The 25,769-nt window shown below is 72.2% G+C and carries 30 protein-coding genes; 18 read left to right on the top strand and 12 right to left on the bottom strand.

Features of this window, described 5'->3' with window-relative positions; genetic code table 11:
* Positions 1 to 55 precede the first annotated feature (55 nt).
* Positions 56 to 385: a ferredoxin gene (fdxA, locus tag ACZ4VT_RS13340; protein WP_030011906.1), complete on the top strand. Its 330-nt coding sequence runs from the start codon at positions 56 to 58 to the stop codon at positions 383 to 385.
* A gap of 108 nt (positions 386 to 493) precedes the next feature.
* Positions 494 to 1,588 (top strand): succinyldiaminopimelate transaminase, encoded by a 1,095-nt coding sequence (gene dapC / locus ACZ4VT_RS13335; RefSeq protein ID WP_467949123.1) that lies wholly within the window; start codon positions 494 to 496, stop codon positions 1,586 to 1,588.
* Between the two features lie 75 nt (positions 1,589 to 1,663).
* On the opposite strand, the gene ACZ4VT_RS13330 is transcribed toward dapC, so the two are convergent.
* Positions 1,664 to 2,104, bottom strand: a complete 441-nt coding sequence (locus ACZ4VT_RS13330; RefSeq protein ID WP_467949121.1) for an ATP-binding protein — start codon at positions 2,102 to 2,104, stop codon at positions 1,664 to 1,666.
* 331 nt (positions 2,105 to 2,435) lie between these two features.
* A complete protein-coding gene (locus tag ACZ4VT_RS13325; protein WP_467949119.1) occupies positions 2,436 to 3,422 on the bottom strand; it encodes a hypothetical protein in 987 nt (328 codons plus the stop codon).
* An 86-nt stretch (positions 3,423 to 3,508) separates the two neighbouring features.
* On the opposite strand from ACZ4VT_RS13325, the gene dapE reads away from it, so the two are divergent.
* On the top strand, positions 3,509 to 4,588 hold the full coding sequence (dapE, locus tag ACZ4VT_RS13320; RefSeq protein WP_467949117.1) for a succinyl-diaminopimelate desuccinylase: 1,080 nt from the start codon (positions 3,509 to 3,511) through the stop codon (positions 4,586 to 4,588).
* A 64-nt stretch (positions 4,589 to 4,652) separates the two neighbouring features.
* The gene (locus ACZ4VT_RS13315; RefSeq protein ID WP_365474846.1) at positions 4,653 to 5,411 is read left to right on the top strand and encodes an LOG family protein; all 759 of its coding nucleotides are present in this window, start codon (positions 4,653 to 4,655) and stop codon (positions 5,409 to 5,411) included.
* A 233-nt stretch (positions 5,412 to 5,644) separates the two neighbouring features.
* On the opposite strand, the gene folP is transcribed toward ACZ4VT_RS13315, so the two are convergent.
* Positions 5,645 to 6,505, bottom strand: coding sequence for a dihydropteroate synthase (gene folP / locus ACZ4VT_RS13310; RefSeq protein ID WP_467949114.1), 861 nt, complete (start codon positions 6,503 to 6,505; stop codon positions 5,645 to 5,647).
* Positions 6,506 to 6,581: 76 nt separating this feature from the next.
* On the opposite strand from folP, the gene ACZ4VT_RS13305 reads away from it, so the two are divergent.
* On the top strand, positions 6,582 to 6,935 hold the full coding sequence (locus tag ACZ4VT_RS13305) for a DivIVA domain-containing protein (RefSeq protein WP_362797348.1): 354 nt from the start codon (positions 6,582 to 6,584) through the stop codon (positions 6,933 to 6,935).
* Entirely contained in the window at positions 6,932 to 7,513 is a 582-nt protein-coding gene (locus ACZ4VT_RS13300) for a DNA-3-methyladenine glycosylase I (protein ID WP_467949112.1), read from the top strand. The genes ACZ4VT_RS13305 and ACZ4VT_RS13300 overlap by 4 nt, the downstream gene beginning before the upstream one ends.
* A 487-nt stretch (positions 7,514 to 8,000) precedes the next feature.
* On the opposite strand, the gene chcB is transcribed toward ACZ4VT_RS13300, so the two are convergent.
* Positions 8,001 to 8,804, bottom strand: coding sequence for a 2-cyclohexenylcarbonyl CoA isomerase (chcB, locus tag ACZ4VT_RS13295; protein WP_467949110.1), 804 nt, complete (start codon positions 8,802 to 8,804; stop codon positions 8,001 to 8,003).
* Between the two features lie 333 nt (positions 8,805 to 9,137).
* On the opposite strand from chcB, the gene ACZ4VT_RS13290 reads away from it, so the two are divergent.
* Together ACZ4VT_RS13290 and ACZ4VT_RS13285 are read left to right on the top strand one after the other, a co-directional pair.
* Positions 9,138 to 9,305 (top strand): DUF3117 domain-containing protein, encoded by a 168-nt coding sequence (locus ACZ4VT_RS13290; protein ID WP_003966491.1) that lies wholly within the window; start codon positions 9,138 to 9,140, stop codon positions 9,303 to 9,305.
* A 109-nt stretch (positions 9,306 to 9,414) separates the two neighbouring features.
* Complete coding sequence (locus tag ACZ4VT_RS13285) at positions 9,415 to 10,032, top strand: hypothetical protein (RefSeq protein ID WP_467949108.1); 618 nt, start codon at positions 9,415 to 9,417, stop codon at positions 10,030 to 10,032.
* Positions 10,033 to 10,059: 27 nt separating this feature from the next.
* Here ACZ4VT_RS13285 and ACZ4VT_RS13280 read toward each other — a convergent pair whose 3' ends face one another.
* On the bottom strand, positions 10,060 to 10,722 hold the full coding sequence (locus tag ACZ4VT_RS13280; protein ID WP_030710037.1) for an O-methyltransferase: 663 nt from the start codon (positions 10,720 to 10,722) through the stop codon (positions 10,060 to 10,062).
* Positions 10,723 to 10,900: 178 nt separating this feature from the next.
* Here ACZ4VT_RS13280 and sigE point away from each other — a divergent pair, with 178 nt between their 5' ends.
* The 5 genes from sigE to ACZ4VT_RS13255 all read left to right on the top strand — a co-directional run bounded on the left by sigE (position 10,901) and on the right by ACZ4VT_RS13255 (position 15,211).
* Positions 10,901 to 11,680, top strand: coding sequence for an RNA polymerase sigma factor SigE (sigE, locus tag ACZ4VT_RS13275; protein ID WP_467949106.1), 780 nt, complete (start codon positions 10,901 to 10,903; stop codon positions 11,678 to 11,680).
* Complete coding sequence (locus tag ACZ4VT_RS13270; protein WP_467949105.1) at positions 11,677 to 12,333, top strand: zf-HC2 domain-containing protein; 657 nt, start codon at positions 11,677 to 11,679, stop codon at positions 12,331 to 12,333. The genes sigE and ACZ4VT_RS13270 overlap by 4 nt, the downstream gene beginning before the upstream one ends.
* A gap of 54 nt (positions 12,334 to 12,387) precedes the next feature.
* Entirely contained in the window at positions 12,388 to 13,749 is a 1,362-nt protein-coding gene (locus tag ACZ4VT_RS13265; RefSeq protein WP_467949103.1) for a S1C family serine protease, read from the top strand.
* Positions 13,750 to 13,867: 118 nt separating this feature from the next.
* Positions 13,868 to 14,326 carry a sec-independent translocase gene (locus tag ACZ4VT_RS13260; RefSeq protein WP_467949101.1) on the top strand — a complete coding sequence of 153 codons (459 nt, stop codon included), beginning with the start codon at positions 13,868 to 13,870 and terminating at the stop codon, positions 14,324 to 14,326.
* Positions 14,327 to 14,467: 141 nt separating this feature from the next.
* Positions 14,468 to 15,211: a hypothetical protein gene (locus ACZ4VT_RS13255; RefSeq protein WP_467949099.1), complete on the top strand. Its 744-nt coding sequence runs from the start codon at positions 14,468 to 14,470 to the stop codon at positions 15,209 to 15,211.
* Between the two features lie 71 nt (positions 15,212 to 15,282).
* Here the strand turns inward: ACZ4VT_RS13255 and ACZ4VT_RS13250 are convergent, their stop codons facing one another.
* The 3 genes from ACZ4VT_RS13250 to ACZ4VT_RS13240 form a co-directional block, all read right to left on the bottom strand.
* The gene (locus ACZ4VT_RS13250; protein WP_362797332.1) at positions 15,283 to 16,443 is read right to left on the bottom strand and encodes an Mrp/NBP35 family ATP-binding protein; all 1,161 of its coding nucleotides are present in this window, start codon (positions 16,441 to 16,443) and stop codon (positions 15,283 to 15,285) included.
* A gap of 42 nt (positions 16,444 to 16,485) precedes the next feature.
* The gene (locus ACZ4VT_RS13245; protein WP_467949215.1) at positions 16,486 to 17,085 is read right to left on the bottom strand and encodes a DUF1003 domain-containing protein; all 600 of its coding nucleotides are present in this window, start codon (positions 17,083 to 17,085) and stop codon (positions 16,486 to 16,488) included.
* A gap of 85 nt (positions 17,086 to 17,170) precedes the next feature.
* The gene (locus ACZ4VT_RS13240; protein ID WP_467949097.1) at positions 17,171 to 18,442 is read right to left on the bottom strand and encodes a magnesium transporter MgtE N-terminal domain-containing protein; all 1,272 of its coding nucleotides are present in this window, start codon (positions 18,440 to 18,442) and stop codon (positions 17,171 to 17,173) included.
* 199 nt (positions 18,443 to 18,641) lie between these two features.
* On the opposite strand from ACZ4VT_RS13240, the gene ACZ4VT_RS13235 reads away from it, so the two are divergent.
* On the top strand, positions 18,642 to 19,433 hold the full coding sequence (locus ACZ4VT_RS13235) for a hypothetical protein (protein ID WP_467949096.1): 792 nt from the start codon (positions 18,642 to 18,644) through the stop codon (positions 19,431 to 19,433).
* A gap of 22 nt (positions 19,434 to 19,455) precedes the next feature.
* On the opposite strand, the gene ACZ4VT_RS13230 is transcribed toward ACZ4VT_RS13235, so the two are convergent.
* Both ACZ4VT_RS13230 and ACZ4VT_RS13225 read right to left on the bottom strand, forming a co-directional pair.
* The gene (locus ACZ4VT_RS13230) at positions 19,456 to 19,971 is read right to left on the bottom strand and encodes a hypothetical protein (RefSeq protein WP_467949094.1); all 516 of its coding nucleotides are present in this window, start codon (positions 19,969 to 19,971) and stop codon (positions 19,456 to 19,458) included.
* 31 nt (positions 19,972 to 20,002) lie between these two features.
* Positions 20,003 to 21,118 carry a magnesium and cobalt transport protein CorA gene (locus ACZ4VT_RS13225; RefSeq protein ID WP_467949093.1) on the bottom strand — a complete coding sequence of 372 codons (1,116 nt, stop codon included), beginning with the start codon at positions 21,116 to 21,118 and terminating at the stop codon, positions 20,003 to 20,005.
* 374 nt (positions 21,119 to 21,492) lie between these two features.
* Here ACZ4VT_RS13225 and ACZ4VT_RS13220 point away from each other — a divergent pair, with 374 nt between their 5' ends.
* From ACZ4VT_RS13220 to ACZ4VT_RS13205, 4 genes are all read left to right on the top strand, one after another.
* On the top strand, positions 21,493 to 22,077 hold the full coding sequence (locus ACZ4VT_RS13220; RefSeq protein WP_467949092.1) for a suppressor of fused domain protein: 585 nt from the start codon (positions 21,493 to 21,495) through the stop codon (positions 22,075 to 22,077).
* Positions 22,078 to 22,137: 60 nt separating this feature from the next.
* On the top strand, positions 22,138 to 22,782 hold the full coding sequence (locus ACZ4VT_RS13215; protein WP_467949090.1) for a DUF6758 family protein: 645 nt from the start codon (positions 22,138 to 22,140) through the stop codon (positions 22,780 to 22,782).
* 78 nt (positions 22,783 to 22,860) lie between these two features.
* The gene (locus ACZ4VT_RS13210; RefSeq protein WP_467949088.1) at positions 22,861 to 23,724 is read left to right on the top strand and encodes a PHP domain-containing protein; all 864 of its coding nucleotides are present in this window, start codon (positions 22,861 to 22,863) and stop codon (positions 23,722 to 23,724) included.
* Between the two features lie 73 nt (positions 23,725 to 23,797).
* On the top strand, positions 23,798 to 24,403 hold the full coding sequence (locus ACZ4VT_RS13205) for a MarC family protein (RefSeq protein ID WP_030660108.1): 606 nt from the start codon (positions 23,798 to 23,800) through the stop codon (positions 24,401 to 24,403).
* A gap of 73 nt (positions 24,404 to 24,476) precedes the next feature.
* Here the strand turns inward: ACZ4VT_RS13205 and ACZ4VT_RS13200 are convergent, their stop codons facing one another.
* Positions 24,477 to 24,629, bottom strand: coding sequence for a hypothetical protein (locus ACZ4VT_RS13200; protein WP_199808063.1), 153 nt, complete (start codon positions 24,627 to 24,629; stop codon positions 24,477 to 24,479).
* Between the two features lie 100 nt (positions 24,630 to 24,729).
* Complete coding sequence (locus ACZ4VT_RS13195) at positions 24,730 to 25,584, bottom strand: alpha/beta fold hydrolase (protein WP_467949085.1); 855 nt, start codon at positions 25,582 to 25,584, stop codon at positions 24,730 to 24,732.
* Positions 25,585 to 25,769: the final 185 nt, after the last annotated feature.

Here is a 25,769-nt window from a genome sequence, read left to right as displayed (position 1 = left end):
GACGACGCCGCGCTCCCGCGCGATATGGAAAGCCCTACCGAGGAGGAACGAGAGCGTGACCTACGTCATCGCGGAGCCTTGTGTCGACGTCAAGGACAAGGCATGCATCGAAGAGTGCCCCGTCGACTGCATCTACGAGGGCCAGCGGTCCTTGTACATCCACCCGGACGAGTGCGTCGACTGTGGTGCGTGTGAGCCGGTCTGCCCGGTCGAGGCCATCTTCTACGAGGACGACACTCCGGAAGAGTGGAAGGACTACTACAAGGCGAACGTCGAGTTCTTCGACGAGCTCGGTTCGCCTGGCGGTGCCTCCAAGCTGGGCCTGATCGAGCGCGATCACCCCTTCGTCGCCGCGCTGCCTGCCGGTATCAACGGCGAGCACTGACGCTTCAGGCAGGCGCGCCCCTCGGTCCCGTACGGCCTCGTCGCCGGACGGGGCCGAGGCGTTTGCGGACCCGTTACCAGCCAGTACTCAGAGAGAGCAGAGACCATCGTGGCCGCAGTATCCGACCGTCTTCCCGCCTTCCCCTGGGACAAGCTGGAGCCGTACAAGAAGACGGCGGCGGCCCACGCGGACGGCATCGTCGACCTCTCGGTCGGCACGCCCGTGGACCCGGTCCCGCAGCTGATCCAGCGCGCCCTGATCGAGGCCGCGGACTCCCCGGGCTACCCGACGGTGTGGGGCACGGTGGCCCTGCGCGACGCGATCACGGGCTGGGTGCGCGGGCGCCTCGGCGCGAGCGCCGCCGAGCACCGCAACGTCCTGCCGGTCGTCGGCTCCAAGGAACTGGTGGCCTGGCTGCCGACCCAGCTCGGCCTCGGCGCCGCCGACAAGGTCGCCTACCCCCGGCTCGCCTACCCGACGTACGAGGTCGGCGCGCGGCTGTGCGGGGCCGAGGCCGTCGTCTACGACGACCCGACCGAGCTCGACCCGGCCGGCGTGAAGCTCCTGTGGCTCAACTCCCCGTCCAACCCCACCGGAAAGGTCCTCCCCAAGGAGGAGCTGATCCGGATCGTGGCCTGGGCGCGCGAGCACGGGATCCTGATCTTCAGCGACGAGTGCTACCTGGAGCTCGGCTGGGACGCCGAGCCCGTCTCCGTCCTGCACGACGAGGTCTGCGGCGGCTCGTACGAGGGCATCGTCGCCGTCCACTCCCTGTCGAAGCGCTCCAACCTGGCCGGCTACCGGGCGGCCTTCATCGCCGGTGACGCGGACGTGCTCGGCGAGCTCCTGGAGATCCGCAAGCACGGCGGCATGATGACCCCGGCCCCGGTGCAGGCGGCCACGGTGGCGGCGCTCGGCGACGACCACCACGTCGAGGAGCAGCGCGAGCGCTACGCGGCCCGCCGCGCGGCACTGCGCGCGGCCCTGGAGGCGCACGGCTTCCGGGTCGAGCACAGCGAGGCCAGCCTCTACCTGTGGGTGACCCGGGACGAGCCCTGCTGGGAGACCGTCGCCCACCTGGCGGACCTGGGCATCCTGGTGGCGCCGGGCGACTTCTACGGCGACGCCGGCGCGCGGTTCGTGCGCGTCGCCTTCACCGCCACCGACGAGCGCGTCGAGGCGGCGGTCAAGCGCCTCGGCTGAGCGCCGGGCAGGTCCGCAACGGCCCGAGGGGGCCGGGAGTTCGCACTCCCGGCCCCCTCGGTGTGTCCCGCGGTGTCAGCCGCCCAGCGGCGCGCCACCGGGCAGTCCCGCCGGCAGGACACTGCCGACACTGCCCACGGGCAGGTCGGACACGGGCAGCTCGGACACGGGCAGCTCGGACACGGGCAGCTCGGACACGGGGAGCTGGGAGACCGGCAGCTCCTTCGTCGTGGGCAGCCCGCCGAGCAGGCCCCCCGCCTTGCCGGCCACGTCGGCGGCCGGGGCCGACAGGGTCTTGGAGGTGGAGCCCACGGCGTCGGTGGCCGCGTCCGTGGCCGCACCCGCGGTCGCGTCGGTGGTGGCTTCGGGCGCGTCCTGCGCGGCGAGTGCGCCCAGCTGCGGCACGGACTCCAGACCGGCGGCGCTGGCCGCGCCGGCCGCACCGACCACGGGCGCTGCCCCGGCTGCGAGGAGCAGCGCGGCACGGGCGATCCGACGGGTCAGGGGGAGAGACATGTTGCTCCTAAGCGGTAGCGGCTGAGTACGCCGTGACTAACCGCTCGCGGGGCGGGTGGAGTTGCGGTGCCGGTGGGTAAAGGATCGGTAACGCATCGTTTAATCGGCTTCCGCGACAAGCGCATCGGACGCGGCCCACCAGGGCTTCCGTCCGCTCCGGGGTCCGTGGCCCGCCGAACGGATCACCCTCGCAGGAGTGATCACTCGTACGCGCGGCCGGGTGTCCGCCCCGGCGTGTCGTCAGGGATCCCGACGGACGCCCCAAGCCGGTGTGACCCGGCCCGGAGGAGGGCCGGCGGGCAGGATCGGCGGGCGGGATCGGCGGGCAGGGTCAGCGGGCCATGAAGATCCGTACCTCGCCCGGATTCGCGTGGTGCGGGTCCCCGGCCCCGTCCTTCGCCCCCGTGCCGCCCTTCTGCTGCCACCGGCCCCGGTCCTGGCCCCCGACCCAGGCGCGCATGTCGTACGACACCCGGGAGATGCCCATCTCCTTGGAGTTGGCCACCGCCCAGTGGGCCATCGCCCGGCTGCGGCGACCGGCGGCCTCACCGCCGTTCGCCTTCTCCACCAGGGTGACCTCGGCCTCCGTGACCCCCTTGCCGCCGCCGCTGTTCCGGCCGGCCTGACCCACCTGGCCGGCCTGCGGGGGAATCGTGTGCAGCCCGTCCTTGCCGAAGATCCGGATCATTTCGGCCCGTACCTTCTCCGGGTCCCCCGGCCCGGCCGGCTTGGGACCGCCGCAGTCCAGGCTGCCGCCGCCCGCGAAGGCCGCCGTCAGCACGGTCGCGTCCGGCTCGTGCTTCGCGTACGCCTGCGGGAACCCGCTGCGCTGCACCTTCTGCGCGGCCACCGTCAGCGGCAGCCGCGAGTACCCCGGCACGTCGACGAGGTGGTCGTAGAAGATGCCGGCGGAGTAGACCGGGTCCGTGATCTGCTCCGGTGTGCCCCAGCCCATCGAGGGCCGCTGCTGGAACAGGCCCAGCGAGTCACGGTCGCCGTGGTCGAGGTTGCGCAGCGCGGACTCCTGCATGGCGGTCGCCAGCGCGATCGTCACCGCCCGGTCCGGCAGCCCCTTCGCCACGCCGACCGCGGCTATCGTCGCCGCGTTCGCCGCCTGCTCCGGGGACATTTCGTACGATTCGGAGGTTCCCTCGGCGTCGCCCTCCTTCGCGCTGGCCACGCAGAACGGGGCGCCGCCACCGCCGTTCGAGGCGCGCTGCACGGCGAAGTAGCCGATCACCGCGAGGAGAACGAGCAGACCGACGGCCGCGCGCGGCGGCCGGCGGCGGCGAGGACGGGGATCACGGTTCTCGGACACGCGGCCCACCGTACTTGAGGCATATGACGCGTCCACCGGCCGGACGGCGAGGCCCCGCCCCAGTCCGGGGCGTTAGGGTCAGTTCCATGTCCGAATCCGAGCTGGACCTCACCCTGGACGCCGCCGAGCTGACCGCCCGGCTCGTCGACATTCCGTCCGTGAGCGGCGACGAGAAGGTACTCGCCGACCTCGTGGAAGACGCGCTGCGCGGCCTGCCGCACCTCACGGTGGACCGCTTCGGCAACAACGTCGTCGCCCGCACGCACCTCGGCCGCGCCGAGCGCGTCGTGCTCGCCGGCCACCTCGACACCGTGCCGATCGCCGACAACGTCCCGTCCCGCCTCGACGAGAACGACGTCCTGTGGGGCTGCGGCACCACCGACATGAAGTCCGGTGTCGCCGTACAGCTGCGCATCGCCGCGACCGTGCCCGAGCCGAACCGGGACCTCACCTTCGTCTTCTACGACCAGGAGGAGGTCGCCGCCGACCTCAACGGCCTGGGCAAGGTCGCCGAGGCCCACCCCCACTGGCTGACGGGCGACTTCGCGGTGCTGCTGGAACCCTCGAACGCCGAGGTCGAGGGCGGCTGTCAGGGCACCCTGCGCGTCCTGCTGCGCACCGTCGGCGAGCGCGCCCACTCCGCCCGCAGCTGGATGGGCTCCAACGCCATCCACTCGGCGGGCCCGATCCTGGCCCGGCTCGCGGCGTACGAACCGCGCAAGCCGGTCATCGACGGCCTGGAGTACCACGAGGGCCTCAACGCGGTGCGCATCGAGGGCGGCGTCGCCAACAACGTCATCCCCGACGCGTGCACGGTGACGGTCAACTTCCGCTACGCCCCCGACCGCACGGAGGCCGAGGCCCTGGCCCACGTACGGGAGGTGTTCGCGGACTGCGACATCGCCGAGTTCGTCGTCGACGACTCCTCCGGCGGCGCCCTCCCCGGGCTCTCGCACCCGGCGGCCGCGGCCTTCATGGAGGCGGTCGGCGGCCGTGCCATGCCGAAGTTCGGCTGGACGGACGTCTCCCGCTTCAGCGCGCTGGGCGTCCCGGCGGTCAACTACGGGCCGGGAGACGCCCTGCTGGCCCACAAGGTCGACGAGCGGGTCGAGACGAAGGCGATCCTGCACTGCGAGGAACGACTCCGCGCCTGGCTGACCGCCTGAATTCCGCTTCCCGTCACCTTTGTGCGCCTACCCTGATCCAACGATCAGCAGGAGGGAGCACATCATGGGCAACCCCGAAAGTTCCGCTCGTCGTCGGCCCGAGGAGCAGCAGCTCGGGCCGGTGCTGAGGAGGCGGAGCCAGGTGCAGGCGGGCAGTACGACGGACCAGCGGCTGCTGGACTCCGCCGGGCCCTCCGAGTGGGTGCACACCGATCCCTGGCGGGTCCTGCGCATCCAGTCGGAGTTCATCGAGGGCTTCGGCACGCTCGCCGAGCTGCCGCCCGCGATCAGCGTGTTCGGATCGGCCCGCACCGCGGCGGGCACGCCCGAGTACGAGGCCGGCGTACGGATCGGCGGCGCGCTGGTCGACGCCGGCTTCGCGGTGATCACCGGAGGCGGTCCGGGAGCGATGGAGGCGGCCAACAAGGGCGCCCGCGAGGCCAACGGCATCTCGGTCGGCCTCGGCATCGAGCTCCCGTTCGAGCAGGGGCTCAACCAGCACGTCGATCTCGGGCTGAACTTCCGGTACTTCTTCGTCCGCAAGACGATGTTCGTGAAGTACAGCCAGGGCTTCGTCGTCCTGCCGGGCGGCCTGGGCACGCTGGACGAGCTGTTCGAGGCGCTGACCCTGGTCCAGACCCAGAAGATCACCCGCTTCCCGATCGTGCTGTTCGGCACGGAGTACTGGAGCGGCCTCATCGACTGGCTGCGCAACACGGTGATCGCCCAGGGCAAGGCCTCGGAGAAGGACCTCTACCTGTTCCACGTCACGGACGACGTGGACGAGGCGATCGCGCTGGTGACGAAGGAAGTCGGCAAGTAGCGCGAATCGGCCTCGCCGGCGTTTGAGGCGCGGGGTCCGGGGCGGAGCCCCAGGGTCTTTTCAGCCCGTCCCCGTCCCCGCCCCGCGTGGTGGGGCCGCCGGGGCCGGGCGCGCGCCGGGGTGCCTCCTCGGGCACCGAACGTTTCCAGGGGCTGGAAAGTGCGGCGGGGTTGTGTTCGGCGCCCTGCGGGGGCACCCCGCCGCACACCCGACCCCGGCTGCGGGGCCGGCCCTCAGGCCAGGCCGCGGCGGGCGACTGCCGGGGGGCGGTGGCCTTGGATCGAGCGGACCATTTCCAGGACCTGGCGGGTCTCGGCGACCTCGTGGACGCGGTAGACCTGGGCGCCCAGCCAGGCCGAGACGGCCGTCGTGGCCAGGGTGCCCAGCAGGCGTTCCTTGACCGGCTTGTCGAGGGTCTCGCCGACGAAGTCCTTGTTGGACAGGGAGACGAGGACCGGCCAGCCCGTCGCCGTCATCTCGTCCAGCCTGCGCGTGGCCTCCAGCGAGTGGCGGGTGTTCTTCCCGAAGTCGTGGCCAGGATCGATCATGATCGCGTCCCGGCGGACGCCGAGCGCGGCGGCGCGTTCGGCGAGGCCGACCGTGACCCGCAGGATGTCCCCCATCACGTCCTCGTACGCGATCCGGTGCGGCCGGGTGCGCGGCTCGACCTCGCCCGCGTGGGTGCAGACGAGGCCGGCGTCGTAGCGCGCCGCGACCTCCGCCAGCTTGGGGTCCACCCCGCCCCACGCGTCGTTCAGCAGGTCCGCCCCGGCCTCGCACACGGCCTCGCCGACCTCGTGCCGCCAGGTGTCCACGCTGATCACCACGTCCGGGAAGCGGCGCCGGACCTCGGCCACGAAGCCGACGGTGCGCCGCGCCTCCTCGGCCGCGTCCACGTGCTCGCCCGGGCCCGCCTTGACCCCGCCGATGTCGATGATCGCGGCGCCCTCGGCGACCGCCTGCTCGACCCGGTCCAGCGCCGGCTCGTCGCGGAACGTCGCGCCCTGGTCGTAGAAGGAGTCCGGAGTCCGGTTCACGATGGCCATGATCACCGGCTCGTGGGTGTCGAACTCGCGCCTGCCCAGTCGCAGCATCCTGCTCTTTCCTCCTTCGGCGGCCCTCGCGCCTCGCCTGCGACCTTAACCTGGTGGCCGGAGTCTCTCAGGGGAGTTGATCGTGTTCTTCTTCTTGATGATCGCGCTGGTCGTGGTCGTGGCGGCGGTCACCCTGGCCGTGATCGGGGGCGGCTCGGAGGCCGTCCTGCCGGAAGCGGAGCCGGACCGGGTGGCGGACGGGCTGCCGGAGACCCGGCCCGTCGTACGGGCGGATATCGACGCACTGCGACTGCCCGTCGCGCCGCGCGGCTACCGGATGGCCGAGGTGGACGACGTACTGGAGCGGCTCGCGGCGGAACTGGCCGAGCGGGACGCGCGGATCGCGCAGCTGACCGCCGCGGCGGCCGGCCCCGCCGCCCCGGCGGACGTGACCGACCGGGTGGACCTCGGCAAGGGCGGTGAGCGGTGAGCGGTGTGCTGGCCGGAGCGGACGGGCTGCTGCGCTGCCCGTGGGCGCTGTCCACGCCGGACTACGTCGCCTACCACGACACCGAGTGGGGGCGTTCGGTCCACGGCGACGACGCCCTGTACGAACGGCTGTGCCTGGAGGCCTTCCAGTCGGGGCTGTCCTGGATCACGATCCTGCGGCGCCGCGAGGGCTTCCGTACGGCCTTCGCCGACTTCAAGATCGCGGCGGTCGCGGAGTTCGACGAGCGGGACGCGGAGCGGCTGCTGGCCGACGAGGGGATCATCCGCAACCGGGCCAAGATCGAGGCGACCCTGGCCAACGCGAAGGTCCTGGCCGGCTGGGAGCCGGGCGAGCTGGACGCGCTGATCTGGTCCCACGTTCCGGAGGAGCCCGGAGCCGCGCCGTCGATGGTCACCGAGGTGCCGGCCATCACCCCGGAGTCCATCGCCCTCTCCAAGGCCCTGAAGAAGGCCGGCATCCGCTTCGTCGGCCCCACCACGGCCTACGCGCTGATGCAGGCCTGCGGGCTCGTCAACGACCACCTGGCTGCCTGCGCCTCGCGCCTGGCGGCGAGCTGAGCGGGCCGGGCGGGGGCCGGGCGGCGCCGCTGCCGGGGCTCCGCCCCGGACCCCGCGCCTCAAACGCTGGCGGGGCTTGGGGTGGGGCCGGTTGTGCCGGGGTCGGGCGCGCGCCGGGGTGTCTCCTCGGGCGCCGAACGTGTCGGGGGGTCGGATTGATCGGCCTTGTTGTGTTCGGCGCCCTGCGGGGACACCCCGGCACACACCCGACCCCGGCCCAACCGGCCCGGCTGCTACCCCAGCCCGAATCCAGCCCCTCCGGCGTTTGAGGAGCGGGGTGCGGGGCGGAGCCCCGGTCTTTGAGCCGCACGGCCCAATCCCACCGGCACCATGCAGCCTGGCCGCACCACTCCAGCCTCGCCGGCGTTTGAGGCGCGGGGTGCGGGGCGGGGGCCCGGTTTTTGCGCCGCCGCATCATCCGGCCGCACGCGCGGGTTCGGGCGGAGCCCGGCGGGGTTCGGGGCGGAGGCCCGGCTGTGGCGGGAGCCTAGCGGCCCAGGTACTGCGGCGGCTGCTTCGCGAGGAAGGCCTGGACGGCGATGCCGTGGTCCTCGGAGGCCCCCGCACGGGTCTGGAGGACGTCCTCGTGGGCCAGGGCGTCCGCGAGGGAGTGGGAGGCCCCGTAGGCCAGGGACTGCTTCAGCGCGGCGTACGCGACCGTGGGGCCCGCGGCGAGGGTGCGGGCCACGGACTCGGCCTCGGCGCGCAGGGAGTCCGCGGGCACCAGACGGTTGGCGATGCCGAGCTCGTACGCCTCCTTGGCCTTGACCGACCGCGGGAAGAGCAGCAGGTCCGAGGCGCGGGAGCCGCCGATCAGGCGGGGGAGGGTCCACGAGACCCCGGAGTCGGCGGTCAGCGCCACGCCGGCGAACGAGGTGTTGAAAGAGGCGGTGTCGGCGACCACCCGGAAGTCCGCCGCCAGCGCGAAGCCGAAGCCCGCCCCGGCCGCGACGCCGTTCACCCCGGCCACGACAGGCTTCGGCATCTCGGTGAGCGCCCGGACGATCGGGTTGTAGTGCTCCTTGACCGTGGACATGGTCAGCGAGGTGCCGCTCTCGCGGTCCGAGGCGAGGTTCCCGATGTGTTCCTTGAGGTCCTGGCCCACGCAGAAGGCCCTGTCGCCGGCCGCGGTCAGCAGGACGGCCCGTACCGCCGTGTCCCCGGCCGCGGCCTCGACCGCGTCGCGCAGGGCGACCTTGGCCTCGGTGTTCATCGCGTTCATCGCGTCCGGACGGTTGATCGTGATGGTCGCGAGTCCGTCGGTCACTTCGTAGAGCACGCTGTCGGCCATGGCAGGGGGTCCCCCTTCGTCGCGGGCTTGGCTACCGGCCGGTATCGGCCGGTGCAAGGGCCAGCATGGCGGACCGGACGCGGCGCGCACATGTGATGTGCGTCAAAGAAAGCCGGAGCCGTTCCCGCGGTGCGGCGGCGAAGTATCGCAGGCGGGTCCCCGAAATGAGTGGTTTTGGTCGAGCGCGTTGCCCAAGCGTTCCCGGGCGATGTTGGTCATCGGGTCCTGACATGCGGGATAATGGCTGGGAAGCAATGTGTTCGATGCCGGGTATTAGGCGCCTGAACGGGGCCGTCGGCTGACGATGAGCTGGTTTCAGGAAGGGGAACGAGCATGGCGGCCATGAAGCCGCGGACGGGCGACGGCCCGCTCGAGGTCACCAAGGAGGGGCGGGGCATCGTCATGCGCGTACCGCTCGAGGGCGGCGGTCGGCTTGTCGTCGAGCTGACCCCTGATGAGGCGGACGCCCTGGGTGACGCCCTGAAGAAGGTCGTCGGCTGACGCTGACAGCACTTCCACCTTCTGCATTCTCTGCGCTGCCCCGACCGCGATCAGCGGCCGGGGCAGCGTTGTGTCGTGTTCGAGGACAGATCCTCTCCGGAGCCCCGCCGTGACCTTCTCCCCGCCCGCGCCGCCCGCCTTCGCCGACTGCGGCCCCCGTCAGAAGGCGGCTCGGGTCCTCTCCGACGTGCTGGCGCCGGCGAACCTCGTGGTGGCCCTGCTCCTGCTGGTCGGCTGGCACAGCACCACCTCGTGGACCGGGCTCGGCTGGGGCCTGCTCGGCGCCCTGTTCTGCGGCGTGGTCCCGATCGGCATCATCGTTCTGGGCGTCCGCCGGGGGGCGCTGACCGACCAGCACATCCGCGTGCGGCGGCAGCGGCTCGTCCCGATGGGCCTGAGCCTGCTCTCCGTCCTCGCCGGGATCACCCTGCTGCACGTCCTCGGCGCACCCCGGGAGGTCTTCGCGCTCGTCGTCGCGATGCTCGTGGGCCTGGTCTCGTCCCTGCTGGTCACGGTCGGCTGGCAGATATCCGTCCACATGTCGGTGGCCGGCGGCATGGTGATGATCCTGGCGCTCGTCTTCGGCCCGCCGGTGCTCCCCGCGGCCCTGATCGCCGCCGCCGTCGGCTGGTCCCGCCTGGTGCTGAAGGCGCACACCCCGGCTCAGCTGCTCGCCGGCACCGCCCTCGGCGGCACGGCCGCGCTCACCTTCGCGCTCCTGAGCTGACCGTACGGGGGCCGGGCGCCCGGCCGCTCAGCGACGGACGGCGCAGAGCAGCCCGTCGCCCACCGGCAGTAGCGCGGCCTCCAGGGCCGGGCTCTCCCGGACGCTGCGCAGCAGCTCGCGGACGCGGAGCACCTCCACCGGCTGGGCCGCGGAGTCGACCGTACGGCCGTCGGAGAAGACCCCCTCGAAGCACACCAGCCCGCCGGGGCGCAGCAGCCGCAACGATTCGGCGAGGTAGTCGAGGGACTCGGTGGGGTCCCCGTCGCAGAAGACGAGGTCGTACCCGCCGTCGGCGAGCCGGGGCAGGACGTCGAGGGCGCGGCCGGGGATGAAGCGGGCGCGGTTGCCCGCGAAGCCGGCGGCGCGGAAGGCCTGGCGGGCGAAGGCCTGCCGGTCCGGCTCGGGATCCACCGTGGTCAGCACCCCGTCGGGGCGCATGCCGTGCAGGAGGTGGATGCCGGAGACACCCGTTCCGGTGCCGATCTCGGCGACCGCCTTGGCGTCCGCGGTGGCGGCCAGCAGGCGCAGCGCGGCCCCGGTGCCGGGGGAGACGGAGCGCAGGCCCGCTTCCCTGGACCGGTCGCGGGCCCATCGCAGAGCGTCGTCCTCGGCGACAAACGCGTCGGCGAACGCCCAGCTCGTCTGCCGGTTGCCGGTAATGACCCTCTCCTGTCCCCATAGTTGGCGCAACGGTGACTGTATCCGCTGACGTCGGGAACCCGCAGATGGGACCGGGCGTTGTGCAGGGTGGATGCGGGATGAGAAGGGACGGTGCCGGGCAGATCGACGGCCGGGGCCGCTCCGGGACCTAAATCCCGCGTAAAGATACTGCAAAAACGCTTATCCGGAGCTGACAGAGGGGGTGGCTATGGTAGGGACTCCACTGGACACCACCAGAGCCGACAGGGGAGGTGCGGCTGCGCCTGTGGATCGTAGGGGCGCGCTGAGACGCCTCTTCTGGTCGGCGGGTGAGCCGAAATCCGTGACCTACATTGCTGACCGCTTCCACACCGCCGACGCCGCGACCACCGCGACCTTTGCCGCCGACGCGGGCTCCCAGGCGTGGACCCCTCCTTCGTGGGAGGAGATCGTCAGCACGCACAGCGCGCGGGTCTACCGCCTTGCCTACCGTCTGACGGGTAACCAGCACGATGCCGAGGACCTGACCCAAGAAGTCTTCGTCCGCGTCTTCCGCTCGCTCTCCACGTACACGCCCGGCACCTTCGAGGGCTGGCTCCACCGCATCACGACGAACCTGTTCCTGGACATGGTCCGCCGCAAGCAGCGGATCCGCTTCGACGCGCTCGCCGACGACGCCGCCGAGCGACTGCCGAGCCGTGAGCCGTCCCCGCAGCAGGTGCTGCACGACACCCACTTCGACGCGGACGTCCAGCAGGCGCTGGACACCCTCGCGCCCGAGTTCCGCGCCGCCGTGGTGCTGTGCGACATCGAAGGCCTGTCGTACGAGGAGATCGCCGCCACGCTCGGCGTGAAGCTCGGCACCGTGCGCAGCCGTATCCACCGGGGCCGTTCGCACCTGCGCAAGGCGCTCAAGCACCGGTCCCCCGAGGCACGCGCCGAGCAGCGCGCCCTGGCGGGCGTGGCGATGGGCGCCCCCGGTGCCGGGGGAGAGGGCGGAGCCGAGTGAGCGAAGTCAGTCCGTCTCCTGCCGAACAGCACCTGGGCGACCGGCTTGCCGCCCTGGTGGACGGGGAGCTGAAGCACGACGCACGGGAGCGGGTCCTGGCCCACCTGGCGACGTGCGCCAAGTGCAAGGCCGAGGCCGATGCCCAGCGCCGCCTGAAGACCATGTTCGTGGAGAGCGCGCCCCCGCCGCTGTCCGCGGGACTGCTGGCGCGGCTGCAGGGGCTTCCCGGCGGCCCTGACGGCCCCTCCGGGCCGGTCGGCGGTCCACCGGGCCCGACGGCGGCCGGCCCCTTCGACGCGTTCACGTACGGGCTGCCCCCGGCCGCCCGGCCGCAGCAGCAGGGCTTCCGCATACACGAGGTGGGCCGGCCGCGCCGCCGGTTCGCCTTCGTCGCCGCCGGAGCCGTGTCGCTGGCCGCGCTCGCCCTGGGCGGTGCGCTGCCGCAGGAGGGCCTGGACCCGAACGTCCGGGGGGATTCCCCCGCGCCCGCCTCCAGGACCGGCCCCGCCCTCCCCGTGGCCGACGCGTCCGTCCGTGAGCGCATGCCCACGCCCGCGGCCGTCCCGACCCTCCTGTCGACCGCCGCGACCCCCCTGCCGCCCGTACACCCCACCCCTGCGAGCCCCGCGCGTCCGGTCTCCCTGCTGCGCTGACACCGGAGCTGGTTGAATCGACTCCACATGCGCACAGGTACGCGGGGAGCGCCGATGGCCGACAGGCAGCAGACCGATCCGGCTCCACAGTGGTGGAGCCGGCCCGAGGACACGGCTGACGGCCGCCCCGGGGCAGTGCCCGCCCCGCGGCCCGGAGCCGAGGACGAGGCGGGCCAGGGGGCGTGGCGGGAGCCCGGCGCCGAGGACCGTGTCCCGGCCGCCCACGAGGCCGGCCAGGACGGCGGACCGCCGGCCCGCGAGGTGCGCTACGACCCCTGGGGCGAGCAGCCGCTCCAGGTCGTGGACCGCGGCCGGGACCGGCGCGGCTTCCGGCTGTGGCAGGTGGCGGCCCTCAGCGCCGGAACCGCCCTCCTCGCCGGCGGGATCGGCGGCTACGTCGGCGTCCTCGCCGAACGGCAGAGCAGCACCCGGCTGGAGCTCCCCCAGGCCGCCGTCGCCGACAAGGGCCGGGCACCCGAGAGCGTGGCCGGGATCGCGGCCACCGCGCTCCCCGGAGTGGTCACCCTGCACGTGCGGGGCGAGAAGGGCAGCGGCACGGGCACCGGCTTCGTCCTCGACGAGCAGGGCCACATCCTGACCAACAACCACGTGGTCGCCGACTCCAAGGAGATGGCGGTCACCTTCAGCACCGGCGAGAGCGTCACCGCCGAGCTGGTCGGCCGCGACTCCGGGTACGACCTGGCCGTGGTCAAGGTCAGCGGCGTACGGGGCCTGCGGCCGCTGAGCCTGGGGAACTCCGAGAACGTGAAGGTCGGCGACCCGGTGGTGGCCATCGGCGCGCCCTTCGACCTCTCCAACACCGTCACCGCCGGCATCATCAGCGCCACCGGCCGGCCCGTCACCGCGGGCGGCGACAAGGGCGACGGAAGCGACATCAGCTACGTCGACGCGCTGCAGACCGACGCCCCGATCAACCCCGGCAACTCCGGCGGCCCCCTCCTCGACGCCAGGGCCCGCGTGGTCGGCATCAACAGCGCGATCCGCGGCGCCGACAAGGACGACCCCAGCCGCCAGGGCGGCTCCATCGGGCTCGGCTTCGCCATCCCCATCAACCAGGGCAAGCGCGTCGCCGAGGAACTCATCCGCACCGGCCGCGCCACGCACCCCGTCATCGGGGTCACCCTCGACATGGACTACACGGGCGACGGAGCCCGGGTCGGGGACAAGGGCGAGGACGGCAAGCCGTCCGTGGTCGCCGAAGGACCGGGCGCACGCGCCGGGATCAAGGCCGGCGACGTGATCACCAAGGTGGACGGCCAGCGGGTCCGGGGCGGTGACGAGCTGATCGTCAAGATCAGGGCACACCGCCCGGGCGATCCACTGACCCTCACCGTGCTGCGCGAGGGCCGCGAACGCACGCTGCAGGTGGTCCTCGGATCGGCGAACGGATCATGAGCGGGGGGTGACGGCCGGGTGAAAGCGTCACGGAGGCCGCACACAGGTATGGGTGTGTGGACAACGCCGGGTACCGTGTGTTCGGGCCCGAAGTGATTGAGAGCCGAGGAGCGGCAAGGTGTTCAACGACATAGGCGCACTCGAACTTGTCACGATCGTGGTGCTCGGCATCCTCGTCTTCGGCCCGGAGAAGTTGCCCAAGGTCATTCAGGACGTGACGAGCTTCGTCCGGAAGGTCCGTGCGTTCTCGGACAGCGCGAAGCAGGACATCCGCTCCGAACTCGGCCCGGAATTCAAGGACTTCGAGTTCGAGGACCTGAATCCGAAGACGTTCATCCGCAAGCAGCTGACCGAGAACGAGGACCTCAGGGAACTCCGCACCAGCTTCGACCTCCGCAAGGAGCTGAACGAGGTCACCGACGCCGTGAACGGCGACGAGGCCACCCCCGCGGCCACCCCCGCGGCGGCCCCCTCGTCGACCGCCGCCACGCCCATCGGCACGGGCCCCGATCTGCTCAAGAAGCCCGCCTCCCCGGACCGGGAACAGCGCTCGCGCTTCGACGCCGACGCCACGTGACACGCGGCCTGCCCGGCGTTTCGCGGTCGGGTGGCTATCCTCCATCTGTTGTCCGGACCCAGGACGCCCGAGGGAGGGGGTCCCCCCAGCCCAGCGAGGGGGAGGGCCGTTCCGGACCCCACGGAACGAGAGGCCGCTCAGATGGAGACGACGAGCAGTAGCCGGGTCGGGGCGCAGACCGCCGAGGCACCCGCCACCGCCGCCGCACCCGCGCAGGAACCGCAGACCGACGCGCAGACCGACGCGCAGACCGACACACAGCCGCAGGAGGCCGCCGCACCGGTGCCGGCCGCCCGGCGGACGGCCGAGGGCTTCCTGGCCGCGGACTTCCCCTGGTACGGGCTGGACGGGGCCTTCACCGGCCCCCGCTGGCTGATGCAGGTGGGAACCGCCGCCGACGGGACCGTGGAGCACGGCTCCACCGGTCACGGCGACGAGCCCTCAGCCCGGGGCGAGATCGCCACCGGCGAGAAGGAACGCTTCGCGGTGGTCATCACCGTGGCGAGCAACCCGCTGCGCCGCAGCGGCGACGGCACCGGCGTCCTGGAGGCCACCTCGGTCTCCTCGGCGGCCTGGCTGGCCGGCTCCGGACTGCTGGCCTACAGCTGGCCCGGACAGATGGACCACTCCCTGCGCGACGACTGGCTCGACCAGCAGACCGAGGCCGCGTGGGAGCTCGCGGACGACCTCGCCGGCGAGGACTGGTCGACGCTGTCGCTGCCGGTGGACGGGGAGCCGACGCAGTTCCACTACCGCGAGTCCGAGTTCGGGTGGGTGCTGGCCGGGTCCACCGGGAGCGGGGTCCACCTGGGTGCCTACGGGCGCGGGATGAGCGCGTACGGGCTCGGCTTCTCGGCGATCGCGGACCTCGGGACGTACGAGTAACGGCGACGCGGAAGGGCACCGCCGATCGGCGGTGCCCTTCGCGCTGTGCGGCCCGGTGCGGGCCGTGCCCGCTAGAACTTGTTCCGCGGGGTGATGCCCAGGGACATGCCCGAGAGGCCGCGGGCGCGGCCGCCGAGCTTGCCGGCGATGGCGCGCAGGGCCGCACCGGCCGGGGAGTCCGGGTCGGACAGGACGACGGGCTTGCCGTCGTCGCCGCCCTCGCGCAGGCGCACGTCGATCGGGATCGACCCCAGCACCGGCACCGAGGCGCCGACCGTCTTGGTCAGCCCGTCGGCGACCTTCTGGCCACCGCCCGAGCCGAAGACGTCCACCATCTCGTCGCAGTGCGGGCACGGCAGGCCCGACATGTTCTCGACGACGCCGACGATCTTCTGGTGGGTCTGTACGGCGATCGAACCGGCCCGCTCCGCGACCTCGGCCGCGGCCTGCTGCGGGGTGGTGACGACGAGGATCTCGGCGTTCGGCACCAGCTGGGCCACCGAGATCGCGATGTCGCCGGTGCCCGGCGGCAGGTCCAGCAGCAGGACGTCCAGGTCACCCCAGAACACGTCCGCCAGGAACTGCTGCAGGGCGCGGTGCAGCATCGGGCCGCGCCACACCACCGGGGCGTTGCCCGGGGTGAACATGCCGATGGAGATGACCTTCACGCCGTGCGAAGACGGCGGCATGATCATGTTCTCGACCTGGGTCGGGCGGCCCTCGACACCCAGCATGCGCGGCACGCTGTGGCCGTAGATGTCCGCGTCGACCACGCCGACCTTCAGGCCGTCCGCCGCCATCGCCGCGGCCAGGTTGACCGTGACCGAGGACTTGCCGACGCCGCCCTTGCCGGACGCGACCGCGTACACACGGGTCAGCGAGCCCGGCTTGGCGAAGGGCACCTCGCGCTCGGCGGTGCCGCCGCGCAGGGTGGCGGCCAGGTCCTTGCGCTGCTCGTCGCTCATCACGTCGAGGGTGACGGCGACGGAGGTGACGCCCGCGACCTTCTCGACGGCCTCGGTGACGTTCTTCGTGATGGTCTCGCGCATGGGGCAGCCCGACACCGTGAGGTAGACCGTGACGGCGACCGCGCCACCGTCGCCGATCTCCACCGATTTGACCATGCCGAGCTCGGTGATCGGCCGGTGGATCTCGGGGTCGTTCACCGTCGCCAGAGCGTCCAGGATCGCGTCCTGCTCAGGCACGGCGGCGGAGCTTGTGTCGGTAGCCATGCCCCGATGGTACGGCTCGGTAGCAGGGCTCGGGAAAGCCCGTCAGCGGTCGCCTTCATCACGTTCCGCGGGGAATAGCCGCCGCTCGTCCATCTCCTTGATCAGGTCCTGGAACTCGGATCTGATCCAGTCGCGCGTGGCGACCTCGCCCAGGCCCATCCGCAGGGCCGCGATCTCGCGGGTCAGGTACTCCGTGTCGGCGATCGACCGCTCGTTCTGCTTGCGGTCCTGCTCCAGGTTGACCCGGTCGCGGTCGTCCTGCCGGTTCTGCGCGAGCAGGATCAGCGGAGCGGCGTAGGAGGCCTGGAGCGACAGCATCAGCGTCAGGAAGATGAACGGGTACTTGTCGAACCGCAGGTCGTCCGGCGCGAAGATGTTCCACAGTACCCACACCACGATGACCAGGGTCATCCAGACGATGAACCGGCCCGTGCCGAGGAACCGCGCCACCTTCTCCGACAGCCGCCCGAAGGCCTCCGGGTCGTACTCGGGCAGCAGCGAGCGCCGCGGCGCCCGCGGCAGGTCGAGACGGACCCGCGAGCGGGTCAGCGCGCTCGACCCGGTGCTCTGGGCCGACTTTCCCGCCCGTTCGACGGAACGTTCCGCCGCTTCCGCCGCCAGCCCGTGCTCACGCGCCTGCATCCGCGCCTGCTCGCGCCGCTCCCGGATCTGCTCGCGCCGCCGCTCACGCGCCTGCTCACCGCGCCCCCGGTCGAAGCGCCCTCGCTCACTGGCCACGCAGGGCCTCCTCGGAATGGAATTCCGTCTCCCGCCAGTCGTCCGGCAGCAGGTGGTCCAGTACGTCGTCCACGGTCACCGCGCCCAGCAGCGAGCCGCTCTCGTCGACCACCGGCACCGCCACCATGTTGTAGGCGGCCAGGTGCGTGGTCACCGCGGGCAGCGAGGCGTCCGGCCGCAGCGGCGGCAGGTCCGTGTCCACGATCGAGCTGACCAGCGTGAACGGCGGATCCCGCAGCAGCCGCTGGAAGTGCACCGTGCCCAGGTACTTGCCCGTGGGCGTCTCGTCCGGCGGCCGGCACACGTACACCTGTGCCGCCAGCGCCGGCGACAGGTCCGCCTGCCGTACGCGGGCCAGCGCGTCCGCGACCGTCGCGTCCGGCCGCAGCACGATCGGCTCCGTGGTCATCAGACCGCCCGCCGTGTTCTCCTCGTAGGACAGCAGGCGGCGCACGTCGGCCGCGTCGTCCGGCTGCATCAGCGTCAGCAGCCGCTCCTTGTCGTCCTCCGGCAGCTCGGAGAGCAGGTCGGCCGCGTCGTCCGGGTCCATCGCCTCCAGGACGTCGGCGGCGCGCTCCTCCTTCAGCTTGCCGAGGATCTCCACCTGCTCGTCCTCCGGCAGCTCCTCCAACACGTCCGCGAGCCGGTCGTCGTCGAGGGCGTTGGCCACCTCGGCGCGCCGCTTCGGCGTCAGGTGGTGCAGGACGTTCGCCACGTCCGCCGGGCGCATCTGCTCGAAGGTGGCGACCAGGTTCTCGGCGCCCTGCCCGTGCTCCTCCAGCGAGAAGCCCGTGACCGCCGACCACTCCACCGTCAGCGTCTCGCCGCGCCGGCGCAGCGCCCCCGACTTGCCCTTCCGTACGAAGATCCGGTCGATCTCCCAGTCCCGGCGGGCCGGCAACTGCTGGATGGCCACGTCCAGGACGGTGACCTCCTCGCCGCTGCCGACCAGCGTCACCCGGCGGTCCAGCAGTTCGCCCAGGACCAGCCGCTCGGTGGGGCGCTGCTCGAAGCGCCGCATGTTGACGACACCGGTGGTGATCACCTGCCCGGACTCCACGCCCGTGACGCGCGTCATCGGCAGGAAGATCCGGCGCCGGCTGACCACCTCGACGACCAGACCCAGCAGCCGGGGCGGACGGCCGCCGACGCGCAGCATCGCGACCAGATCGCGGACGCGCCCGACCTGGTCGCCGTTGGGGTCGAAGACGGGCACACCCGACAGATGCGAGACGAAGATCCGCGGGGCGCCTGCAACCATCCGAGCGCCTCCTAGAGCGTCCACCAACAGTCTTATGGGCCCTCAGGCTAGCCCGTGCCGCGGGCGAGCGTCCTGGTGGGCGGTCCGCCCGGGGCCCGGCGGGGGTCCGCCCCGTCACGTGGGGCGCGGTCGCGGGCGGCGGCGTACGGGCGGGTACGCTGCCTGCTGCTCGCAGACGAACGACGAGAGGCACCCGCACGTGACCGCCTACTTCCCTGCCGCGCGGCTGCGCCGGGCCGCCTTCATCGGTGTGCTGTGCGCGGGCCTCGCCGTCACCGGTACGGGCTGCGGGGAGGACCCCGACGAGGGCACGAACGGGGTCGGCAAGCTCTCCGCCGACAAGATCGAGGAGAAGGCGAAGGCGGCCGCCACGGGGGCCGAGTCGGTCCACCTGTCCGGCACGCTGGTGAGCGGCGGAAAGTCCTTCACCCTCGACATGCGGCTGAAGTCGGACGGCGGCTCCGGCGAGGTGAAGTCGAAGGACGACACCTTCCAGCTGCTGCGCGTGGGCGAGCAGCTGTACCTGAAGGCGAGCGCGGCGTTCTGGGGGCAGTCGGACTCGGCCGGCAAGCTCGGCGACAAGTACGTGAAGGTGCCCGAGGGCGACCCCTCGTACAAGCAGTTCCGCGGGTTCACCGACATGGACGTCCTGCTGGACGGGCTGCTCGGCCTGGAGGGCAAGCTCGCCAAGGGCTCGTACACGAAGGTCGGGCACACGCGCGCGGTCCAGGTCACCGCGGACGCGGGCAAGGGCGGCAAGCTCTCGGTGTCCCTGGAGGGCACCCCGTACCCGCTGCTCATGGAGCGCGCGGGCGGCGCCGGCCGGGTGGAACTCGCCGAGTGGGGCAAGACCTTCCCGCTGGAGGCGCCCGCGCAGGACCAGACGGTCGACTACGGCTCCCAGCTGCCCACGACCAAGGAGCAGGGCGGCGACTCCGCCCCGGCCCCCTCCAAGGGCTCCGGCCAGGGCGCCAACCCGACGAAGCCCTAGGCCCTGCCCAGGCGTACAGGACCTAGCCGCGGGCCGTCTTCTTGCGCTTCAGGAGGAGCTTGGGGAGGCCCGCCGGGATCGGCTTGCGCGTGATCGCGGGGGAGGCCAGGGGGGCCGCGGCCAGCGAACCGGCCGGCAGCTCCGCCCGGACCGACTCCGGCTCCAGCCGCAGCAGCCGGCACTCCCGCGCCCAGCGCTCCGTCATCTCCTCGGAGTCGGGTGCGTTCAGCCGCTTGCCCTTGAGCTCGGCCACCGCCGCCGCCCACTCCTCGCCGCGCGGCGGCAGCTCGCGCACGGTCGCCGTCCAGGCCACCAGCCGGCCGCCCTTGTCCTTGCTCCGCACGGTCACCTCGGCCGTCGCGCCGTCCGCCAGCCCCGGGAACGGCTGCTCACAGGGCCCGTCGCCCACGACGTGGGCCGCGCCGTCCACCCAGGCGTGCCACAGGGCCCGGTCCGCCCCGGCGCCGCGGACCCAGATCAGGCCGGACTTCTTGGTGGCCTCCTCGACGAGGGCCAGGTCGAGCGTGCTGAGAGTCATGCGGACAGGGTAGGGGGTGCCTCCGCCCGCCCTACAGCCAGCCGTGGCGGCGCAGCGCGCGGTGGATGGTGAAGCAGATCCCCACGATCGTGACCATCACCATCGGATAGCCGTACTTCCACTGAAGCTCGGGCATGTGCTCGAAGTTCATCCCGTACACCCCGCAGATCATCGTCGGCACGGCGATGATCGCCGCCCACGAGGTGATCTTGCGCATGTCCTCGTTCTGGGCGACCGTCGCCTGCGCGAGGTTGGCCTGCAGGATCGAGTTCAGCAGCTCGTCGAAGCCCACCACCTGCTCGTGCACCCGCGCCAGGTGGTCGGCCACGTCCCGGAAGTACTTCTGGATGTCCGGGTCCACCAGCCGCATCGGCCGCTCGCTCAGCAGCTCCATCGGGCGCAGCAGCGGCGAGACCGCCCGCTTGAACTCCAGCACCTCGCGCTTGAGCTGGTAGATGCGGCCCGCGTCGCCGCCGCGCGTACTGCCCTTGGCGGGGGCGGCGAAGACGTCGCTCTCCACCTCGTCGATGTCGTCCTGTACCGCCGCCGCGACCGCGATGTACCCGTCGACGACGTGGTCGGCGATGGAGTGCAGGACCGACGAGGGGCCCTTGGCGAGGAGGCCGGGGTCGTCCTGGAGCCGGTGCCGCAGCCCCTTGAGGGAACCCTGGCCGCCGTGCCGCACGGTGATGACGAAGTCGGGGCCGGTGAAGCACATCACCTCGCCGGTCTCCACCACCTCGCTGGTGGCGGTCAGTTCGGCGTGCTCGACGTAGTGGATCGTCTTGAAGACGGTGAAGAGCGTGTCGTCGTAGCGCTCCAGCTTCGGCCGCTGGTGGGCGTGGACCGCGTCCTCCACGGCCAGCGGGTGCAGTCCGAAGGTGGCGGCGATCCCCGCGAACTCGGCCTCGGTCGGCTCGTGCAGGCCGATCCAGGCGAAACCGCCGTCCTCGCGCACCCGGCGGATCGCCTCACGTGGCGTCAGACACACCGGCCCCAGGACCCGTCGGCCGTCGCGGTACACGGCGCAGTCGACCACCGCGCTGCTCGCCGACGGGTCACGCGTGGTGTCGTAGCCGGGCTGGGCGGGGGTGGACTTGCGCAGCGACGGGCGGACGGCCGCACGCAGGTAGGGCAGCATCGACATGGCAGGCTCCTTCGACGCACGGCCGCGGACCGTACGGGTGGGAGACCCTCCACGACCGCGGGCGGGCGGGCCCGGGGCTCGGGGGAGGGAACAGGACGGGAGGACAAAGTTCTGCCGTCGCTCTTCTACTGATCAGGAGATCAGACGGGGCGGGAAGCGTCCGTCACAGAAGCGGAAGAGCGATTGGTACTGCACGATCGACTTCGATCCATTGCAGCCCCACCTCCTCCGGCCGGTCCCCCGTGGGGGAGGTCCTGTCTCCGGGGTGCCAGGCACGCTTCGGCATGCGGCCCCGAACAGCTGTCAACACTATCAGCCGACGGATGGTCAAGGCCCGTCCTTTACCCGCCTGATACGAGTTCTATGCTCGCTCCATGGCAGAAATTCTGGCTCTCGTCGAGGCCCGGCTGCGCGGCGCGTTCGGTGAACCCGACGCCCGCGCCGCCGTCACCTTCCTGGGCACCGACCGCATCGAGGTACTCCGTTTCGCCGAGGGCGACCTCGTGCGGTACGCGACCCTCGGGATGTCCGCGCACCCGATGACCGATCCGACCGCCGTGGTCGCCGACCCCGTACGGGGCCCGCGCGCCGAGCTGGTGCTGACCGTACGGGGAGGGCTGGCGCCCACCGACAAACTGCTCAGGCCGCTCGCGGTGCTGGCCGCGTCCCCGCAGGTCGAGGGGCTCGTCGTGGCTCCCGGGGCCTCGCTGGACGTGGGTGATCCGCTCTGGGACGGGGCACCCTTCAGCTCCGTCCTCGTGGCGGAACCGGGCGGTCTGGTGGAGGACCTGGAGCTCGACGAGCCCATGGATCCCGTGCAGTTCCTGCCCCTGCTGCCCATGACGGCGAACGAGGCCGCGTGGAAACGGGTGCACGGGGCGGCCGCGCTCCAGGAACGCTGGCTCGCGCGCGGGACGGACCTGAGGGACCCTTTGCGTACCGCCGTCGCGCTGGACTGACGGCCCGGACGGGTGACCGCGCCTTGACTGGCGGCCGGGCGGGGAGGAGCGTGGCTTCCTATGAGGGGTGAACCAAGTTGCCCGAAGTGCGGTGGCCGGGTCAGGGCGCCCGGACTCTTCTCCGACTCCTGGCAGTGTGCGCTGCACGGCGCTGTCCACCCCCTCCAGCCCGTCATCCCGCCGAGTGTCGAAGGCCTGGGCGTGGTGGTGCACCGCTCCCGCGTGCCCGTCTGGATGCCGTGGCCGCTGCCGGTGGGGTGGCTGTTCACCGGGATCGCATCCGCCGGTGACGACCGCAGCGGCGGCCGGGCCACGGCCGTGGCCTGTTCGGGCCCCGGACCGCTGGGCGGCATCGGCGAGCTGGTGCTCGTCGCCGAGGAACTGGGCGTGGGGCTCGGTGCGCGGTACGCGGGCATCGACGGACCCGACCCCGGCCCCTACATCGACATCTCCTCACCGCCCCACACCAAGGTCGTCGCCGCGGGCCGTCCGACCCCGCTGTGGCACCTGAACGGAGCCCCCGACGACCGGGCCGTCTTCGCGGGGGAGGCGAGGGGCCTGTGGCTCTGGGCCATCGTCTGGCCGGAGCAGTCCGGCCTCCTCATGTACGACGAGCTCGTCCTCACCGACCTCCGCGACGCGGGAGCGGAGGTCGAGCTCCTTCCTTGCGGGGCCCTGAGCCCCCGCATGCTGGGCCCGGCGTAGATCCTTCCGGGGCGAATCGGGCCCTCCGGTCCGGTTATCCTGGAGTGCCCCCACCCGTACGACCCCTGGAGCTCGGCTGTGCGCATCGACCTGCACGCCCACTCCACGGCCTCCGACGGTACGGACACCCCCGCCGAGCTGGTGCGCAACGCCGCCGCCGCGGGACTGGACGTGGTCGCGCTGACCGACCACGACACCGTGGGCGGATACGGGGAGGCCCTCGCCGCCCTTCCCGCCGGACTGACCCTCGTGACCGGGGCCGAGCTGTCCTGCCGGCTCGACGGGATCGGCGTGCACATGCTCGCGTACCTCTTCGATCCCGAGGAGCCCGGGCTGGCCCGCGAGCGGGAGCTCGTCCGGGACGACCGCACCCCCCGGGCCCGGACCATGGTCGACAAGCTGCGGGCGCTCGGCGTCGACGTCACCTGGGAGCAGGTGGCGCGGATCGCCGGGGACGGCTCGGTCGGACGGCCGCACGTCGCGACCGCCCTGGTCGAGCTGGGCGTCGTACCCACCGTCTCGGACGCCTTCACGCCCGACTGGCTCGCCGACGGCGGCCGCGCGTACGCCGAGAAGCACGAACTCGACCCCTTCGACGCCATCCGCCTGGTCAAGGCGGCCGGCGGCGTCACCGTCTTCGCGCACCCCGCCGCCGTCAAGCGCGGCCGGTGCGTGCCCGAGTCCGCGATAGCCGAGCTGGCGGCCGCGGGCCTGGACGGCATCGAGGTGGACCACATGGACCACGACGCCGGCACCCGCGCGCGACTGCGCGGCCTGGCGGGCGACCTCGGACTGCTGACCACCGGGTCCAGCGACTACCACGGCAGCCGCAAGACCTGCCGCCTCGGGGAGTACACGACCGACCCCGAGATCTACGGCGAGATCACGCGCCGCGCGACCGGGGCCTTCCCGGTGCCCGGCGCCGGCGGACGCGAGCGCTGACCGGCCCTTACCGGCCCGCTCCGCCCGTCCCCGCCCCTTCTCGCGACACCCCTCTCTCCTGCAAGGCATCACTGTGTTTGATTTCGCCGTCTTCGGATCCCTTTTTCTCACGCTTTTTGTGATTATGGACCCTCCGGGGATCACGCCGATCTTCCTCGCCCTGACCTCCGGCCGCCCCGTCAAGGTGCAGCGCCGCATGGCCTGGCAGGCCGTGTGCGTGGCCTTCGGTGTCATCGCCGTCTTCGGCATCTGCGGTCAGCAGATCCTGGACTACCTGCACGTCTCCGTCCCGGCGCTGATGATCGCCGGAGGTCTGCTGCTCCTGCTCATCGCGCTGGACCTGCTGACCGGCAAGACCGACGAGCCGAAGCAGACCAAGGACGTGAACGTGGCCCTCGTGCCGCTGGGCATGCCGCTGCTCGCCGGACCCGGTGCGATCGTGTCCGTGATCCTGGCCGTGCAGAAGGCGGACGGGGCCGCCGGCCAGGTCTCCGTCTGGGCGGCGATCATCGCGATGCACGTCGTCCTGTGGATCACCATGCGCTACTCGCTGGTCATCATCCGGGTCATCAAGGACGGCGGCGTCGTCCTCGTGACGCGGCTCGCCGGCATGATGCTCTCGGCGATCGCCGTGCAGCAGATCATCAACGGCGTGCTCCAGGTCGTACAGGGCTCCTGACCCGAAGGCCCCCGCGCATGCGAACGCCCCCGCACCGGACCGGTGCGGGGGCGGATACGTTTTCGTGCGGGCGTCAGATGGACGCGCTCTCGGCCGGTCGGATCAGAATGCGCTGGCCTACGGCTGCGGCCTGCTGCACGATCCGGTTGACGGAGGCCGCGTCCACGACGGTGCTGTCCACGGCGGATCCGTCGACATCGTCCAGGCGCAGAATCTCGAAGCGCATGGGGCTTCTCCCTTCGTCAGTGTTCTCCTTGCAGAGGGTTCAACGAAGTGTAAGCCGCAATCATTCCCTACGCTAAGGAAATTTTTTCACTAGCTAAGTACTAGTCGGCGCAGGCGTCCCAGAAGGCGGCCAGCGCGGCGGCCGTGACGAGCGGATCCTCGGCGTTCGGGGAGTGCCCCGTCCCGGGGACGACCACCCGCTCGGCGCCCAGGTGCCGGGCCATCTCGTCCAGCAGCGGGACCGGCCACGCGTCGTCGACGGATCCCGACAGGACCAGCTTCGGCAGCCCGGTCCGGCCCAGCTCCGCCACCCGGTCGGGCTCGGAGATCAGCACCCGGCCCGTGACGATCAACTGCTCGGGAACGGTCGCCACCCAGCGTCCCCGCAGGAACTCCGCCAGCTCGGCGGAGTCCGCGGCCGCGTCCTGCGGGTCGTAGGCCCGCATCGCCGCCCAGATGGCGGGCATGTCCCCGCCCATCGCCTCCAGCGCCGCCACCAGCAGCTTCGTACGCGCCTGCTGCTCCTCGGTGATCGCGGCGGGCCCGCTGCTCAACAGGGTGAGCGAGGCGAAGGGCGAGGCATCGCGGAGCACCGCGGCGCGCGAGATCAGCCCGCCGAGGGAGTGTCCGACCAGGTGCACGCGGTCCGATCCCAGGGCGCGGACCTGCGCGAGCACGTCCAGCGCCAGCTCCTCCAGGGCGTACGGCGCCTCCTCGCGCGGGCCCGGGCTCTCGTACTGGCCGCGCCCGTCGACGGCGACCACCCGGTATCCGGCGGCGGCCAGCGGCTCAAGGAGGCCGATGAAGTCCTCCTTGCTGCCCGTGAAACCCGGGACCAGCAGGGCGGTGCCGCGGACGGGCTCACCGGCTTCGTGCACGGCGAAGGCGCCGCGCTCGGTGGTGAGGAGGTACGCGCGGGCGGCGGAGGGCAGGGTCAGGCGCGGCGGCTTGCTCATGGGCCCGAGGTTACCGGCCCGTAGATTCCGGCCGCAGCCTCCCCCGGACGAACCCGGGAGACACCCCGGGTACGCCGACGGCCCCGGGGGGGGGGTGGGGGGGGGGGGGGGGGGGGGGGGGGGGGGGGGGGGGTGGAGAGAGGAAGAGTGCACACCCCCTCCCAACCCACCTTCTCTTTGGGTTG

The organism is Streptomyces sp. NPDC029164 (assembly GCF_055563995.1).
Note: the sequence above shows the minus strand (reverse complement) of the source record. Positions and strands in the feature narration are given on the sequence as shown.